Source organism: Enterobacter cloacae complex sp. CARB60 (assembly GCF_036487345.1).
GTDB classification, from domain to species: Bacteria; Pseudomonadota; Gammaproteobacteria; order Enterobacterales; family Enterobacteriaceae; genus Enterobacter; species Enterobacter asburiae_D.
Genome location: NZ_JAZKLC010000002.1, coordinates 3,760,747 through 3,777,302 on the forward strand (window position 1 = coordinate 3,760,747; position 16,556 = coordinate 3,777,302).

The 16,556-nt window shown below is 57.6% G+C and carries 16 protein-coding genes and 1 tRNA gene; 4 read left to right on the forward strand and 13 right to left on the reverse strand.

Annotated features, from left to right (window positions below; all coding sequences use genetic code 11):
* Positions 1 to 53: 53 nt before the first annotated feature.
* The gene (locus V4835_RS19120) at positions 54 to 824 is read left to right on the forward strand and encodes an amidohydrolase (protein ID WP_331413267.1); all 771 of its coding nucleotides are present in this window, start codon (positions 54 to 56) and stop codon (positions 822 to 824) included.
* Positions 825 to 893: 69 nt separating this feature from the next.
* On the opposite strand, the gene V4835_RS19125 is transcribed toward V4835_RS19120, so the two are convergent.
* The 9 genes from V4835_RS19125 to dnaQ all read right to left on the reverse strand — a co-directional run bounded on the left by V4835_RS19125 (position 894) and on the right by dnaQ (position 9,988).
* Positions 894 to 2,495: a gamma-glutamyltransferase family protein gene (locus tag V4835_RS19125; protein ID WP_331413269.1), complete on the reverse strand. Its 1,602-nt coding sequence runs from the start codon at positions 2,493 to 2,495 to the stop codon at positions 894 to 896.
* Between the two features lie 9 nt (positions 2,496 to 2,504).
* Positions 2,505 to 3,380, reverse strand: coding sequence for an ABC transporter permease (locus V4835_RS19130; protein WP_032639545.1), 876 nt, complete (start codon positions 3,378 to 3,380; stop codon positions 2,505 to 2,507).
* 2 nt (positions 3,381 to 3,382) lie between these two features.
* Complete coding sequence (locus tag V4835_RS19135) at positions 3,383 to 4,324, reverse strand: ABC transporter permease (RefSeq protein WP_015571382.1); 942 nt, start codon at positions 4,322 to 4,324, stop codon at positions 3,383 to 3,385.
* A gap of 18 nt (positions 4,325 to 4,342) precedes the next feature.
* Positions 4,343 to 5,857, reverse strand: coding sequence for an ABC transporter substrate-binding protein (locus tag V4835_RS19140; RefSeq protein WP_029739693.1), 1,515 nt, complete (start codon positions 5,855 to 5,857; stop codon positions 4,343 to 4,345).
* A 2-nt stretch (positions 5,858 to 5,859) separates the two neighbouring features.
* Positions 5,860 to 6,942, reverse strand: coding sequence for an ABC transporter ATP-binding protein (locus tag V4835_RS19145; RefSeq protein WP_331413272.1), 1,083 nt, complete (start codon positions 6,940 to 6,942; stop codon positions 5,860 to 5,862).
* The gene (locus V4835_RS19150; protein ID WP_331413274.1) at positions 6,939 to 7,952 is read right to left on the reverse strand and encodes an ABC transporter ATP-binding protein; all 1,014 of its coding nucleotides are present in this window, start codon (positions 7,950 to 7,952) and stop codon (positions 6,939 to 6,941) included. The genes V4835_RS19145 and V4835_RS19150 overlap by 4 nt, the downstream gene beginning before the upstream one ends.
* Positions 7,949 to 8,668 (reverse strand): FadR/GntR family transcriptional regulator, encoded by a 720-nt coding sequence (locus tag V4835_RS19155; protein WP_023334601.1) that lies wholly within the window; start codon positions 8,666 to 8,668, stop codon positions 7,949 to 7,951. The genes V4835_RS19150 and V4835_RS19155 overlap by 4 nt, the downstream gene beginning before the upstream one ends.
* Positions 8,669 to 9,047: 379 nt before the next feature.
* A tRNA-Asp gene (locus tag V4835_RS19160) sits at positions 9,048 to 9,124 on the reverse strand.
* A 132-nt stretch (positions 9,125 to 9,256) separates the two neighbouring features.
* Entirely contained in the window at positions 9,257 to 9,988 is a 732-nt protein-coding gene (gene dnaQ, locus V4835_RS19165; RefSeq protein ID WP_029739690.1) for a DNA polymerase III subunit epsilon, read from the reverse strand.
* Positions 9,989 to 10,052: 64 nt separating this feature from the next.
* On the opposite strand from dnaQ, the gene rnhA reads away from it, so the two are divergent.
* Positions 10,053 to 10,520 carry a ribonuclease HI gene (gene rnhA, locus V4835_RS19170; RefSeq protein ID WP_023310485.1) on the forward strand — a complete coding sequence of 156 codons (468 nt, stop codon included), beginning with the start codon at positions 10,053 to 10,055 and terminating at the stop codon, positions 10,518 to 10,520.
* Here rnhA and V4835_RS19175 read toward each other — a convergent pair.
* Entirely contained in the window at positions 10,517 to 11,236 is a 720-nt protein-coding gene (locus V4835_RS19175) for a class I SAM-dependent methyltransferase (RefSeq protein WP_063145497.1), read from the reverse strand. The two genes, rnhA and V4835_RS19175, sit on opposite strands and share 4 nt — an antisense overlap.
* Positions 11,237 to 11,268: 32 nt before the next feature.
* On the opposite strand from V4835_RS19175, the gene gloB reads away from it, so the two are divergent.
* A complete protein-coding gene (gene gloB, locus V4835_RS19180) occupies positions 11,269 to 12,027 on the forward strand; it encodes a hydroxyacylglutathione hydrolase (protein WP_331413277.1) in 759 nt (252 codons plus the stop codon).
* A 68-nt stretch (positions 12,028 to 12,095) separates the two neighbouring features.
* Entirely contained in the window at positions 12,096 to 13,460 is a 1,365-nt protein-coding gene (mltD, locus tag V4835_RS19185) for a murein transglycosylase D (RefSeq protein WP_063145495.1), read from the forward strand.
* Positions 13,461 to 13,512: 52 nt separating this feature from the next.
* Here the strand turns inward: mltD and V4835_RS19190 are convergent, their stop codons facing one another.
* The 3 genes from V4835_RS19190 to V4835_RS19200 form a co-directional block, all read right to left on the reverse strand.
* Positions 13,513 to 14,286 carry a class I SAM-dependent methyltransferase gene (locus V4835_RS19190; protein WP_331413280.1) on the reverse strand — a complete coding sequence of 258 codons (774 nt, stop codon included), beginning with the start codon at positions 14,284 to 14,286 and terminating at the stop codon, positions 13,513 to 13,515.
* A gap of 75 nt (positions 14,287 to 14,361) precedes the next feature.
* A complete protein-coding gene (locus V4835_RS19195; RefSeq protein ID WP_024909448.1) occupies positions 14,362 to 15,162 on the reverse strand; it encodes an endonuclease/exonuclease/phosphatase family protein in 801 nt (266 codons plus the stop codon).
* Positions 15,163 to 15,298: 136 nt separating this feature from the next.
* Positions 15,299 to 16,474: an MFS transporter gene (locus tag V4835_RS19200; protein ID WP_331413281.1), complete on the reverse strand. Its 1,176-nt coding sequence runs from the start codon at positions 16,472 to 16,474 to the stop codon at positions 15,299 to 15,301.
* Positions 16,475 to 16,556 lie beyond the last annotated feature (82 nt).

Genomic DNA, 16,556 nt, shown 5'->3' on the forward strand with positions numbered 1-16,556 from the left:
CTCGTAATGACGTGCTACAGTGTCAAAAAGCGGTCTTTTGAGGAGTCTGTATCGTGCCTGGTTTGAAGATTTCGATTTTGCAGCAACCTTTAGTGTGGATGGATGGCCCCGCCAACCTGCGCCACTTTGATCGTCAACTGGAAGAGATTACCGGGCGTGATGTGATTGTCCTGCCGGAGATGTTCACGACCGGCTTCGCCATGGAAGCGGCACAACAGTCAATGCCGCAGGATGAGGTAGTGGCCTGGATGCATGCCAAAGCGCAGCAGACCAACGCGCTGATTGCGGGCAGCGCTGCGCTGAAAACGGAGCGCGGGCCGGTGAACCGCTTCCTGCTGGTGGAGCCGGAAGGGAAAGTGCATTTTTACGATAAGCGCCACCTGTTCCGCATGGCGGATGAGCATCATCACTATGAAGCGGGTCACGAGCGCGTGGTGTTCGAGTGGCGCGGCTGGCGTATTCTGCCGCTGGTCTGCTACGACCTGCGCTTCCCGGTGTGGTCGCGCAACCGCAACGATTACGACCTGGCGCTGTATGTCGCCAACTGGCCTGCGCCGCGCTCCCTGCACTGGCAGTCGCTGCTGGTAGCGCGCGCGATTGAGAACCAGGCGTACGTGGTGGGCTGTAACCGCGTGGGAACGGACGGCAACGGACATCACTACCGCGGCGACAGCCGGGTGGTGAATCCGCAGGGCGAGATTATTGCCACCGCCGAGCCGCATCAGGCGACGCGCATTGATGCCGAGCTGTCCTTGACGGCTTTGAAGGAGTACCGGGAGAAGTTTCCGGCGTGGCAGGATGCGGATCCGTTTAGCATTGGGTGAAAAAAAGCCGGGTGGCGGCTACGCCTTACCCGGCCTACAAAAGCACAGCGCAGCGCCACCGGGCGTTAATTAACTCACCAGCGCCTGCCCGTCTTTGCGGCTTTCCGTCGCGGCCACGTAGTGCCCTTCCGGCAGACGGTAAATCACCTGCGCCCCACCAAAGTTGTAATCCTGAAGCGGATCTTCCACCACGATCTGATGCCCGCGCTCGCGCAGCGCGGCGATGGTATTGCGATCGAACGTCGATTCAACGATCACCTCCCTGCCCTGCACCACGCGCCAGCGCGGGGCGTCGATTGCCGCCTGAGGGTTTTGCCCGTGCAGCATAATGCGCAGCGCCATCTGCATGTGCCCCTGCGCCTGCATCGGGCCGCCCATCACGCCAAAGGACATCAGCGGCTGGCCGTTGCCGTCCATCGCAAAGCCCGGAATGATGGTGTGGAACGGACGCTTGCTGCCCGCCAGCGCGTTCGGGTGATTGGGATCCAGCACAAACCCGCAGCCCCGGTTTTGCAGGCTGATCCCCGTATCCGGCACCACGATGCCTGAACCGAAACCCATATAGTTGGACTGAATAAACGAGACCATCATCCCGCTGGCGTCGGCGGTGCTGATGTAGACCGTGCCGCTCTGCGTCGGGGAACCGTAGACAAAATCAGAAGCCTTATCGTGATCGATAAGTGCCGCGCGCGACTTCAGATAAGGGTCGCTCAGCAGCTCTTTTGCCGCGAACGCCATGTGTTCTTCATCCGCCACGTAGCGGTCGAGATCCGCCAGCGCCAGCTTCATCGCCTCGATGGACAGGTGCAGGGACTGCACGGAATCCGGGTGATGCTTCTCAATACCGCACTGCTCCAGAATGCCGAGCGCAATCAGCGTGGCGATCCCCTGGCCGTTTGGCGGAAGCTCCTGCACCGAGCCGCCCGCGAAGTCGCGCGACAGCAGCTCTACCCAGTCCACACGATGGTTTGCCAGATCTTCAGCCGTCAGGTGCGCGCCGTGTTCTTTGGCAAAAGCAGCGATTTTCTGCGCCAGCTCGCCGCGGTAAAAAGCGTCGCCATTGGTGCGGGCAATCAGCTCCAGCGAGTTCGCCTGCGCCGGGTTACGGAAGATCTCCCCCACGCGCGGGGCGCGGCCTTCCGGTGCGAAGCAGGCGCTAAAGCCCGGCTGATCTTTCAGCTTGCTATAGCCGCGCTGCCAGAGATGGCCGATCAGCGGGGAGACCGGGAAACCGTTGCGCGCGTAGTCAATGGCAGGCTGCGCCAGCGTGGTCAGCGGCAGCGTGCCGAAGCGTTCCGCCAGCGCCACCCAGCCGGATACCGCACCCGGCACGGTCACCGCGTCCCAGCCAATTTCCGGCACCGCCGTTTTACCGGCAAACAGATCCGCATGCCAGCTGGCCGGCGAGCGACCGGACGCGTTGAGGCCGTGCAGCTTTTCGCCGTCCCAGACGATGGCAAAGGCATCGCTGCCGATCCCATTGCCGGTCGGCTCAACCACCGTCAGCGCCATTGCGGTGGCAATGGCCGCATCCACGGCATTGCCTCCCAGCTGCAGCATCTTCATTCCCGCCTGTGCCGCCAGCGGCTGTGAGGTCGCCACGGCGTTATAGCCCATCATCGGCGGGCGGCGTGAATCATAACCGGACGTAAAATCAAGCGCTTTGGTCATCATGACTCCTTAGTCGTGGCGCGGATCGAGCGCATCGCGCAGCCCGTCGCCGAGTAAATTAAAGCCCTGCACGGCGAGGAAAATCGCCACGCCGGGGAACACGGACATCCACGGCGCCTGCTCAAGAAACCCTTTCGCGGTGTTGAGCATGGAGCCCCAGGACGGATTGGGCGGCTGCTGCCCCAGCCCCAAAAACGACAGGCTGGCTTCGGCGATAATCGCCGAGGCAATCGCCAGCGTGGCCTGGACCAGGATCGGCGACATCACGTTTGGCAGGACGTATTTGATGATGATCCAGCGATCCGGCAGGCCAATAGCCCGCGCGCCGTCGATGTACTCTTCGTTGCGAATGGCGATCACCTGCCCGCGCGTCAGGCGGGCGAAGATCGGCATCGCCGAAAGACCGATGGCGATCATCGCGTTGGTCAGGCTCGGGCCCAAAAACGCTCCCAGCGCGATCGCCATGATCAGGAACGGACAGGCCAGCAGCGCCTCAATAAACCGCGAGATCACCCCGTCCCACATCTTCTGGAAGTAGCCCGCCACCAGCCCCAGCGGCACGCCGATGACCACCGCGATAACGACCGACATACAGCCCGCCATCAGCGAGGTGCGAGCCCCCCAGATAATGCGGGATAAAATGTCGCGCCCCAGCTCGTCGGTGCCGAACCAGTACATCGCCGACGGCGCTTTTCTCACTGCCAGGAAGTTGGCTTTCACCGGGTCGAACGGGGCGATCCACGGCGCCAGCAGCGCCACCAGCACGAAGAACCCCACCACCACCGCGCCAATGACCGCGCTTTTATTGCCGAGGAATTTCTTCAGCACGCGGTTCTGCGCGCGCGGCAGCGCGGGCGTAACGGTTTGCGTCGTCAGTTCCGCCATGGTTAACCTCGCATTTTCGGGTTGATAAGGACGTAGAGCACGTCGGCCAGCAGGTTGAGCATCAGGAAGCCAATCGCCACGATCAGCACCACGCCCTGCACCACCGCGTAGTCACGGTTAAATACCGAGTCGACGATCATCTTGCCAAAGCCCGGAATGGTGAAGACCTGCTCGGTCAGCACCGCCCCGCCCAGCAGCTCGCCGAACAGCAGCGTGGTGAGGGTGATCACCGGCACCAGCGCGTTGCGAAACGCGTGCTTCAGGATCACCGCCTTCGGCAGCAGCCCCTTAGCCCGCGCGGTGCGGATGTAATCCGCTTTCAGGACCGCAATCATCGACGCGCGAGTGTGGCGCATCAGCGTTGCCGCGAGGCCGGTTCCGAGCACGGACGCGGGCAGCAGCAGCGTGCGCAGGTTCTGGATCGGATCTTCACTGAACGGCACGTAGCCGGACGCGGGCAGCCACTGCAGGTTCACCGAGAAGACCAGAATCAGCAGGATCCCCAGCCAGAAGTGCGGGATCGAGATCCCCGAGATCGCCACGAAGTTCGCCCCGTGATCGACCCAGCTGTTTTTGTTCACCGCCGCGAGGATCCCCATGCTGATGCCAAACACCAGCGCGATAATCATCGCCAGCAGCGACAGCTCCAGCGTGACCGGCAGCTTGCTGGCAATCAGCTGCGTCACCGGTTCGTGCGTGCGTAAGGAGACGCCCAGATCGCCCTGCAGCGCGCGCGTCAGCCAGTGGAAATACTGCACGGGGATCGGTGCATCAAGGTTAAGCTCCGCTCGCAGCTGGGCGATGACCGCCGGATCGCGCTCCTCGCCTGCCATGGCGATCAGCGGGTCGCCGGGCAGCAGCTTTTGCAGCCCGAAGACCATCATGCTCACCAGCAATAGCGTCGGGACGGCCAGCAGCAGACGTTTGCAAATCAGTTCCAGCATGGGTTCTCCTCAGGACGTTTATTTCGCCAGCGTCAAACCCGCCAGACGCACGATGCCGTCCGGGTACGGCTTAAAGCCCTGCACGCTTTTGTTCAGGCCGAAAATGCGCGGCTCGAAGTAGAGGTAAGCAATTGGCATGTCGGTTTGCAGCTGCTTCACCACCTTGTCGTACAGCGGCTGGCGTGCGGCCTGATCGGTGCTCTGGCGCGCCTGGGTCAGCCATTCGTCAACCTGCGCGTTGCTGTAGCGGCCGTCGTTAAGGGTGCCTTTGCTGTTGATAAAGCCGTAGATGCTGCCGTCCGGATCCGGGCGACCCGACCAGCCGGAAAAGCTCAGCTGATAGTCACCACTCTGCTGGCGATCGAGCAGCGTGGCGAATTCGGTCATCTGCAGGTTCAGGTTAAATCCGGCCTCAGCGACCATCGCCTGCAGCACCTGCCCCACCTGCTGCGAGGTTGGGTTGTTCGGCACCAGCAGGTTGACGGTCAGCGGCGCGGTGACGCCTGCCGCTTTCAGCAGCGCTTTGGCTTTGTCGACGTCACGCGGCGGGACCGGCAGGTTAACGTGATACGGGCTGACCGGTGAAAACGCCTGGTTGGCTGGGGTGTAGAGCCCTTCAAAGACCACCTGGTTTAACGCATCGCGGTCGATGGCCTGAGAAAACGCCTCGCGCACGCGGGCGTCCTTGAAGGGATCGTTCGCCGGCACCTTGCCGTTGTTGATGTTGAAGGTGATGCCCTGATAGCCCAGGCCGGTTACCTTCGCCAGCGCCAGCTTGCTGTCGGCTTCGACGGTTTTAACGTCGCTGGCGGCGATGCCTTCGGTCAGGTCAAGATCGCCCGCGCGCAGGTTCGCAAGGCGCACGGAGGCATCCGGGATCGGCAGGTAGATGATTTTGTCGAAGTGGTAGGCGTCTTTGTTCCAGTAGTTGTCGAAGCGGGTCAGAACGATGCGGTCCTGGGACACGCGGCTGTCGAATTTGTACGGGCCGGAGCAGACCGGATGGGCGGCAAAGTCAGGCTTTTTCGCCGCCTCGGGTGCCATCATTGCGCCCGCGCGGTCGGTGAGCTGCATCAGCAGCGCGGCATCGGGCGTTTTCAGGTGCAGTGCAATCTGCATCGGGCCGGTGACCTCGACCGATTCAACGGAGGAGATCTCGCTCTTACGCAGAGAGCCTTTCAGGGTCAGGGCGCGGTCGAGGTTGTATTTTGCCGCGGCGGCATCGAATTTCTCACCGTCGTGAAAGGTGACGCCTTCGCGCAGATTGAGCGTCAGGGTTTTACCGTCCTCACTCCACGCCCAGTCTTTAGCCAGCCCGGGGACGACCTTCAGGTTTTCATCCACGTCCACCAGCCTGTCGCACAGGGAGGCAAACACGAAGCGGCCATAGTAGGTGCGCGCCAGATGCGGGTCGAGCATGTCCGGGTCAGCGCCCAGGCCGATTCGCAGCACGCTTTCAGAATGGGCGGGCAGCGCCGCGCCAAGCAACATAACACTTCCCAGTACGGTCAAAAGAGAATTACGCATTGTCATTATCATGAGTTCCTTGAAGGAAGGGACGAGTGAGTGGCCGCGTGTTCAAACAGCGCGCGGCGGCGCAGAAAAGCGGCGGATGGTGGCGCTATCTGGATAACGCCGCGATCGCGGTTGATCTCCTGCCAGCGATGACAGGCAACCTGACGCCCGCCGTCGAGCACCTGATTGATCGGCTCGACCTGGCGGCATTCATCGGTGACGTACGGGCAGCGGGTGTGGAAACGGCAGCCGGACGGCGGGCTGGCCGGGTTGGGCAGATCCCCCTGCAGCAGCGGCGCATCTCGCTCAACGCCTGGCTGCATCTGCGGCGCCGAGGCGATCAGCGCCTGGGTATAGGGGTGCAGCGGCGCGTCAAAAATCTCATCCACGGTGGCAAGCTCGACGATTTGCCCAAGGTACATGACCGCCACGCGGTCGCTCATATGGCGGATCACCGCCAGACCGTGCGCGACAATCACCATCGTCAGACCAAGCTGGTGCTTCAGGCTTTCCAGCAGGTTGACCACCTGCGCCTGGACGGACACGTCCAGCGCGGATACCGGCTCATCCCCCAGCAGCAGCTTCGGCCCTGAAGCCAGCGCGCGCGCAATGCCGATACGCTGGCGCTGTCCGCCGGAAAATTCGTGCGGATAGCGTCCGGCCCAGGCGGCAGGCAGGCCAACGGTTTTAAGCAGCTCGGCAACGCGGTACTGACGGTCCGCTTTTTTCATGTTCTGATGCAGCCACAGCGGCTCCCCGACGATCTGCTCCACCGTCATGCGCGGGTTCAGCGAGGCGAAGGGATCCTGGAAGATAATCTGCAGCTCGCGCCGGAGCTGGTTCAGTCGGGCACCGGAGGCGTCGGTGATCTCCTCCCCCTGGTAAAACACGCGCCCTTCGCTGGCGGCCAGCAGGCGCAGCAGCAGACGACCGAGCGTAGATTTTCCGGAGCCGGACTCGCCGACGATTGCCAGCGTTTCGCCCGGCATCACGGCAAGCGAAACGCGATCGACCGCCATGACAAACCGTGCCGGAGTAAAGAGTTTTTTGGGGCCGGGGAAAAGCTTGCTGAGGTCACGGGCTTCAAGGATGGGCGTGGTCATGCGATTTCTCCCAGGGCAATGTGCTGTTCGAGCGGCACGCGGAAGCAGGCGACCTGATGGCCCGCGCCGAGCGTGGTGAGCTGCGGTTTTTCATCATGGCAGCGCGACTGCGCAAACGGACAGCGGGTGGCAAAACGGCAGCCTTTCGGCATATATTCCGGGAGCGGGACCGCGCCGGGAATGGTGGAGAGCTGGCCCTTGCGTGCGCCAAGAGAAGGAATCGAGCCCATCAGACCGATGGTGTAAGGGTGCTGCGGGTCGGCGAATATCGCCTCCACGCTGCCCTGCTCCACCACCTGCCCGGCATACATCACGGCGACCTGCTGGGCGACTTCTGCCACCACGCCTAAATCGTGGGTAATCATCAGCACCGCCGTGCCGGTTTCCTCTTTTAAGGTGTTGAGCAAGGCGAGGATTTGCGCCTGGATGGTGACGTCGAGCGCAGTGGTCGGCTCGTCGGCAATCAGCAGTTTGGGATGGTTAATCAGCGCCATCGCAATCATCACGCGCTGGCGCATGCCGCCGGAAAGCTGGTGGGGATACGCTTTCAGGCGCATCTCTGCCGCCGGGATCTGTACCTTCTCGAGGATCTGCAGCGCGACCTTCATCGCCTCTGCGCGCGAGACGTTCTGGTGTCGCATAACCGCTTCGCTAAGCTGATCGCCCAGCGTGAACGCCGGATTGAGCGAGGTCATCGGCTCCTGGAAAATCATCGCCAGCTCGCTGCCGCGCAGATCGGCATATTCGCGCGGTGAGAGCTTTCGCAGGTCGTGGCGGCGAAACTGCATCTCACCGCTAACAATCTGCGCGCTGGCGGGCAGTAACCCCATCAGCGCCAGTGAGGTAATACTTTTCCCGCAGCCGGACTCACCCACCAGCGCCAGCGTTTCGCCCGCCCTGACGGTCAGAGAAATACCATCAAGCACGCTAGCCGGCGAGCCAGCAAACGTAACGTTGAGGTTTTGCACTCGCAATACGGGCGTAGCGTCCTTAAAGGGTATTGTCGTCATGGCGTGAAGTCGTCCTCGAGGTGGATCGCCTGAATCAGGGCGGTTTGCAGGCTGAGCAGGTGTTCGCGCATGGCGGCCGCGGCTTCATTAGGCTGGCGATGGATAATCGCAGACATGATCTTATGGTGGTGGTCGTTATAGCTGTCGACACGTTCGGGGGTGCGTGCCAGCTCGCGCAGATGCTGCCAGCCCGGTTCACGCCGCACGGCATCAATGGCATCAAACAGGCCGAGCATCAGACGGTTGCCCGCCGCCTCGGCAATCGCCCGGTGAAAGGCGCTATCCCAGAGTTCATTGAGATCGCGGTCGTCCGGGCTGACCTTGTCGATGCGTTCCAGCATGCGCTGCATGAGCGCGAGATTTTCCCTGGTGGCACGCAGTGCCGCAAGCCGGGCTAAGCCGGGTTCGAGCTGTAGACGAGCTTCCATCACTTCCAGAAGGTTGGTCTGCTGAACCAATCCCTGAAGGGCCAGCGGTTCAACAGGTGCCGCCGGGCCGATAAAGGTCCCTTTGCCCTGCTTACGCCAGATGCGCCCCTCTTCTTCCAGCACGTCCAGCGCACGACGCACTTCACGTCGTCCTACGCCGAGAGTGTCCGACAGCTCACGTTCCGTGGGCAGCGGTATGCCTGGTGTTGACTCATGCTGGTTGATAAGCCCGCGCAGTTGCTCAAGCGCGGTGCTGGAATTTGCCAGAAACCGTGACGGTTTTTCCATATTGGTTCGCTCGCTTTCATCATTGCTTTATTTTTATTAACGATAAGTTATTGATATGGAATGAAGCTTATCGTGCTAATGATTAAGCAATAACCAAACCAATACTTAATTGGTTCGGTGTTTTTTTGGAAAGCGGGAGATAACCAAATGATTCTGCGTGAATTATTTTTACAGAAAGACACATTCTGACTGAGGTCTGAAGAGAGGAGTGGTGGTGAAATGCACAATTTCAGTGCAAATAACGCACTACATTCGTGCAATTGTTAAATAATTGCACCGCAAACATTAACTTTTTGTTAACGATAGATGAGGAGATAGGATTACAGAATCCTGAAACGACGAAGGCCTGAATCATTTCTGATTCAGGCCTTCTGAATAGTGGCGGAACGGACGGGACTCGAACCCGCGACCCCCTGCGTGACAGGCAGGTATTCTAACCGACTGAACTACCGCTCCACTGTTCCCGTTTGGGGAACGAGGCGCATATTACGGCGCGCCTCCGATCTCGTCAACGCTTTTTCTCACGTTTTGAATCGTTTGCTGCAAAAATCGCCCAAACGATGATTTTACAGGCATTCCGGCGTTTTTTCAGGCGCGCCACATACAGCTGCCGCCCTTCTTCTGGACCAGATCAAGCCGGGATTCGTGGTTAAGGAGCTCTTCATCGCTGGCTAAAACAACCCGCAACCGGCTTGCCTGACGGACAACACGCTGAATGCCCGCTTCGCCTTGCGTCTGCTGGGATTCATTTTCCATACTGAACTTCATTGACGTCTGCCCGCCGGTCATCGTCAGATAGACATCCGCCAGGATCTGGGCATCGAGCAACGCCCCGTGGAGCGTTCGCTTGGTGTTGTCTATCTCGTAGCGCGAGCAGAGCGCATCAAGGCTGTTACGCTTGCCGGGAAACATCTTCCTTGCCAGCGCCAGGCTGTCCGTCACCTTACAGAAGGTGTTCGTCTTCGGGATATCGCGATTAAGCTTGCTGAATTCATAATCCATAAAGCCGATATCGAACGATGCGTTATGGATGACAAGTTCGGCACCCTTGATATATTCCAGGAACTCGTCAGCGACATCCGCAAAAGTCGGCTTATCCAGCAAGAACTCATCGGCAATCCCGTGAACGCCGAACGCTTCCGGATCCACCAGCCGATCGGGTTTGAGGTAGACGTGGAAGTTGTTCCCCGTAAGACGACGATTCACCACTTCAACGGCGCCGATCTCGATGATCTTATGCCCTTCGTAGTGCGCGCCGATCTGGTTCATACCGGTGGTTTCGGTATCGAGGACAATCTGGCGAGTAATTGCAGTGCTCATAGCGGTCATTTATGTCAGACTTATCGTTTAACTGAACGTTTCGAATACAGGAAGTCTACCAGAGATGCGTAAACAGGTAGAAATTTTCACCGATGGATCTTGTCTCGGTAACCCAGGACCCGGCGGCTACGGCGCGATTATGCGCTATCGCCAGCACGAAAAAACCTTTAGCGAAGGCTATTTTCTGACCACCAACAACCGAATGGAGTTGATGGCGGCCATCGTGGCGCTGGAGGCGTTAAAAGAACATTGTGACGTGGTGCTAAGCACCGACAGCCAGTACGTGCGCCAGGGGATCACCCAGTGGATCCACAACTGGAAAAAACGCGGCTGGAAAACTGCCGATAAGAAGCCGGTCAAGAACGTCGATCTCTGGAAACGTCTTGATGCTGCGCTGGGCCAACACCAGATTAAGTGGGAGTGGGTTAAAGGCCACGCAGGCCACCCGGAAAACGAACGCTGCGACGAGCTGGCGCGCGCTGCGGCATCCAATCCCGCTCATGAAGATGCGGGCTATCAGCCCGACGCCTAATCGGTTTTTTTGTACTGCCGCGTGGCACCCACGGTCTGGCGGATGGGCGTTTTCGACTTGCTCTGCTTCATAGGATTCAGCGTAAGGGGAATGGTTCGCTTACGCGCGACGATAAACTGCAAACAGCCCAACGCCGGGAGATGAGTGCTCAGTACCACGCCCCCCTGCCGCGCCCAGGGCAGTACCTGAAAACCGCCGTAGCAGAGCACTTCAAAGTTCAGCAGCGAAAGCCAGTCGAGCTGGCGCATCATGGTGAACATCCGGCTGTTGTAAGGTGGAGTCCGGCGTAGCACCGGTACCAGCTTACGCAGGCCCATCAGGCTTAGCGGATTGAATCCGCTCAGTACCAGCCAGCCGTCATCAATCAGCACGCGATCGGCTTCGCGAAGCAGACGATGCGGGTCGCTGCACCAGGGCAGCGTGTGGGCGAGCAAACACGCATCGACGGATTTTTCCGCAAACGGCAGATGCAACGGGTCTGCTTTTACCTGAACCGGCGATCCGCCGAGAGAGACGTTGACCTGATGCGAGATAGCGCAGCTTTCGGTATTGATTTCCGCGCTGAGATTGCCAATCTTAAGCAGGTGAAAGCCATACATTTTCGCAAGCCAGGGCTTCAGCTGTTGTTCTAACGCTTCGCGATAGTATTCACCCCAGGGCAATTCCGCCCAACGTTCCGGTGCTGCGACAGTCAGAGGTATCCTTGCCGGTTTCATCAAAACACCCGCCACGCTATAAGAGGTAATGTATGAATCTTATCAGTATTCCAGCCTTTGAGGACAATTACATCTGGGTTTTGGTTGACGACGATCGTCGATGCGTCATTGTCGATCCCGGAGAATCGGGCCCTGTTCTGCGCGCAATAAAAGAGAACGGCTGGCAGCCAGAAGCCATTCTGTTGACGCATCACCATCACGATCATACTGGCGGCGTGCCTGAACTGCGCGCCCATTTTCCGTATCTGGTGGTTTACGGACCGGCAGAGGCACAAGATAAGGGAATCACGCAAGTAGTCGAAGAAGGCGAAACTATCCTCATACGCGAGTGGGAGTTTTCCGTATTTGCTACACCAGGTCACACTTTGGGACATCTGTGTTTCTACAGTAAGCCTTATATTTTTTGCGGCGATACGCTGTTCTCCGGCGGTTGCGGAAGACTGTTTGAAGGTACGCCAGCTCAAATGCACCAGTCTTTACAGAAGATTAACGCACTGCCCGATGAAACAATCATTTGTTGCGCACATGAGTATACATTAGGAAATATGAAGTTTGCTGTGAGCCTCTTACCCGAGGATCGAGCGATTCAGGATTATTATCACAAAGTGAAGGAGTTACGTGCAAAAAACCAAAAAACACTACCCGTAATTCTGAAAAACGAGCGCCAAATTAATTTATTTTTACGAACAGATGATATTGATTTAATTAATAAAATTAACCAAGAAACAAATTTGCAACAACCAGAACAGCGATTTGCATGGTTAAGGTCAAAGAAAGATAACTTCAGATAATTGCGGGTTGCCTTTTCAAAATTTCGCCGTTATCATCGCTCGTCTTTTAAGCAACTATTGACACACACATGAAGGCAAAAGCGATATTACTCGCCTCTGTCCTGCTTGTAGGTTGCCAGTCTCAGAACGGCAGCAACGTACAACAGCACGCACAGAGCCTTTCTGCGGCTGGTCAAGGGGAAGCAGGGAAGTTTGCAAGTTCGGCGCGCTGGATGGACGATGGAACATCATTCGCGCAGGATCAAGACTTGTGGACCTCTATTGGCGACGAGCTAAAGATGGGAATTCCGGAAAATACCCGGATTCGCGAACAGAAACAGAAGTATTTAAGTAATAAGAGCTATCTCCACGATGTAACTTTGCGGGCAGAGCCGTATATGTACTGGATAGCCGGGCAAGTTAAGAAACGTAACATGCCTATGGAGCTGGTACTCCTACCCATAGTGGAGAGCGCTTTTGACCCACACGCGACGTCTGGCGCCAATGCCGCAGGCATTTGGCAGATCATTCCGAGCACCGGGCGAAACTATGGTCTGAAACAGACCCGCAACTATGATGCGCGTCGCGATGTTGTCGCTTCAACGACAGCCGCTCTCGACATGATGCAACGTCTGAACAAGATGTTTGACGGCGACTGGCTGTTAACGGTCGCAGCGTATAATAGTGGCGAAGGTCGTGTACTGAAGGCAATGAAAGCGAATAAAGCACGGGGTAAATCCACCGATTTTTGGTCGCTCTCACTGCCACAGGAAACAAAGATTTACGTACCGAAAATGCTGGCATTGAGCGATATTCTCAAGAACAGCAAGCGTTACGGTGTACAACTGCCAACACCAGACGAAAGTCGTGCACTGGCGCGTGTTCGCCTCAGCAATCCAGTTGATATTCAACAGGTCGCTGATATGACGGGTATGTCGGTAAGTAAATTGAAAACCTTTAATGCTGGCGTTAAGGGCTCAACCCTGGGGGCAAGTGGCCCGCAGTATGTAATGGTTCCGCAGAAACATGCTGATCAGTTACGTGAGTCTTTAGCTTCTGGTGAAATCGCCGCCGTTCAGTCAACGCTGATCGCGGATGCATCATCAGTTAACAGCCGCAGCTATAAGGTTCGTTCAGGTGATACGCTTTCGGGCATTGCGTCACGTCTTGGCGTGAATGCGAAAGATCTGCAGCAGTGGAATAATCTGCGCAGCTCCGGCTTGAAAGTGGGTCAGACTCTGACGGTAGGTGCAGGTAGCAGCGCACAGCGTCTCGCCAGCAACAGCGATAGCATTACCTATCGCGTGCGCAAGGGCGATTCACTGTCCAGTATCGCAAAACGACACGGCGTAAACATCAAGGATGTGATGCGCTGGAACAATGATACTGACAATCTGAAACCTGGCGACCAGCTGACGCTGTTTGTGAAGAACAGCGCTACGCCAGACTCCTGATAGCACGATCGAAAGATAAAAAGGCACCGATTCCCCTCGGTGCCTTTTTTGTTTATCCCGCTTTTTGCGCTTCAGCCATGATGGTATCGCTGGTAAACGAGCCGTCGTCCTGCAGTTCAAAGTATGCCTTTACCTCCGCGGACGCACTCTCCTGATACAGCCTGATCGCCTGGCTTAATGCTTCCGGGGTGCGCATACGCGCGATCCACGAGCTGAACTCCAGCGGTAAGCGGTCGGTACTCAACGCGCGCGCGATCAGCCCCGCTTCAGTGATAAATGACAACCACTCTCCGCTGGCGTAGTTTTGCACGTGCGAGGTATCGCGCAGCGCTTCAACCGTCTGCAGCCAGATATTGCGCACCGGATGTCCAGGGGACATCACATCCATAATAATGAAGATGCCACCCGGCTTAAGAACACGTTTGACTTCGCGTAATGCCTGGCCGACATCATGCCAGTGGTGCGCGGAGTAACGGCTGATAACCACCTCAAACGACGCATCATCAAAAGGTAAGGATTCGGCGTAGCCCTGGCGCGTATCAATGTTGTCCAGCCCCTTCGCTTTCGCCGCCTCGGCAACGACGTCCAGCATCTGGCTGGATAAGTCATACGCGGTAACGTGCGCGACCTGCTGCGCAGCCGTAAAGCTTGCATGCCCTGCCCCGCAGCCTAAATCCAGCACGTGCGCCTGCGGGAACGCCGCCAGACGCTCGCCGAGACGCACCAGATCGCGGCCAGAAGCATGCACGGCGCTGCTCAGATAGGCACTTGCCTGAGAACCAAACTGTTTTTCTACGTTGTCATGATGGGAGCGTGTTGTTGTCATCGTACTGTCCTTTGTGAGTGAAAAATAAAGGGCAGCACCCGCGCAGGCCTGCCCCACGGCAGACCTGACACACCATTATTTATCAGGTTTGCCGGGACTGAATTCGACTAGTAGAGGGTTATGATCCGAGGCGCGCGTCACCAGAACAGAGGCGTCGTGCACGCTCAAACCACGATAGAAGACAAAATCGAGAGGACGACCAAAGGCTTTTTTGCGCTGGTCATCGCTAAAACGAACTTCACGCAGCGACATTTCGCGCGCAAAGCGATACAGCGCATTCATGCGCGGACGACTCCAGGCATTGAAATCGCCTGCCATAATGATGGGGCCGCTGTGATGGGCAATCTGATCGCCAATCGGAAGTAACTGCTTACTGTAGACATCCACGCCCAGGCTGAAATTGACCGCATGGATGTTCACGACCATCAGCATTCGGGTATCCGGCAGCGGATAGACCGTTACCAGCGCCGATTTCGCCAGACGCAGGATAGGCTCACGCTCGCGCAGAGGACAGCAATAGACCGGATGTGCTGCTGAAAGTGTCATCACACCTGAAGGGTGTTGTGGCAGCACAAATGCAGGCACCTGGTCGGCGGCAAGATAGTTCGTGGTGGCAAACCGTACCAGCTCAGGGGTGGTTTGCGCCTCCTGGAGCAGAACCAGGTGGGCATCTTTTCCAAAATTCTTGAGTACCGATAACCACTCGGCACGCTGCTGCTTAAAGATATTCCACACCAGTACACGGATTTTCTCATCGCTGCTTAACGGTGTGCCGGCGGGTAATGCCTGGCTTATGCTCGCAAATGACCCCGGAGGCAAGATCCTCTCCGCGGGCATTCCGGCAACATAACGCATGGCATAGGTATTTTTTCGCACTTTTGGAAACAGCCTCTGTAACATGAACCAGCCCGGAAAAAGGACTGGTTCTAATGTTATAGGGACTTTAGGTCATACTTTCAACGCAATTTCTGAGAAACCGCTTTCCAGTTTTGTAAGCAAGCACTTACTGATGTTAACCCAGCGCGACGCGAGCAGGTTTATCAAGGCGCCCGCTCAGGCCAATCAGCAGGAAGGCCACCAGGACAATCACCGCGCCAATCCACGGGGTCTGGGTTAATCCAACATGCGCTACGGTTTGTCCGCCAATGATGGAGCCCAGCGCGATGCCAATATTAAATGCGGCAATATTCAGACCCGATGCCACATCCACCGCATTTGGCGTATAGAGCTCGGCTTTCTGGACAACGTAAACCTGAAGCCCGGGCACATTACCAAAGGCAAAGATCCCCATAACCAGCACCGTGACCAGCGCGGCGTAGTGTACCGAAGCCGTGAACTGGAAAATCATCAGCAGAACAACCAGGGCGGCGAAGATGAATTTCAGCGCCGGTACGGCACCGTGCTTATCTGCAAGCTTGCCGCCCCAGATATTGCCAAGGGCAACGGAAATACCGTATCCCAGCAAAATCCAGCTCACGGCATTAGGGGAAAAGCCCGCCAGGTCCTGCATCATCGGCGCCAGGAAGGTGAAGGCGGTGAATACGCCACCATAGCCCAGTGCCGTAACCGCGTAGATGATCAGCAAACGCGGATGCGTGAGCACCTTCAGCTGATCGCGCAGGCTCGCGCTCGCCCGGCCCGGAATATTCGACGGTACCAGCAGCAGGCTGGTCACCAGGGCGATGACACCCAGCAAGGAGACGGCCAGGAACGTTTCGCGCCAGCCGAAGTGTTGTCCGATAAACGTTCCCAGCGGTACGCCCGTAACGAGTGCGACGGTCAGCCCACCAAACATGATCGCAATGGCTGAAGCCGCTTTCTCTTTGGGTACCAGGCTGGTTGCAATAGTGGAACCAATTGAGAAGAACACACCGTGTGCAAGGCCGGTCAACAGACGGGCAATCACCAGCGTGGTGTAGTCCGGTGCCTGCCAGGCCAGAATGTTGCCGGCGGTGAACAGCACCATCAGCGCGACTAACAGCTGCTTACGCGGAAAACGCCCGGTCAGGGCCGTCAGCACGGGCGCACCGACGGCGACGCCCAGAGCGTAGATGGAAACCAACAGCCCAGCAGAGGGTAACGAGATCGCAAGCTGGTTAGCAATAGTGGGAACCAGCCCCACGATAACAAATTCGGTCGTGCCAATTGCAAAGGCACTGATCGTCAGGGCAAGTAGCGCCAGTGGCATAAAATACTCCGTATCATCAGGATTAAGATGACAGGCAGTATGCGCCAGTGCTTAAATAACAAAAATGGTCAAAATATCAATA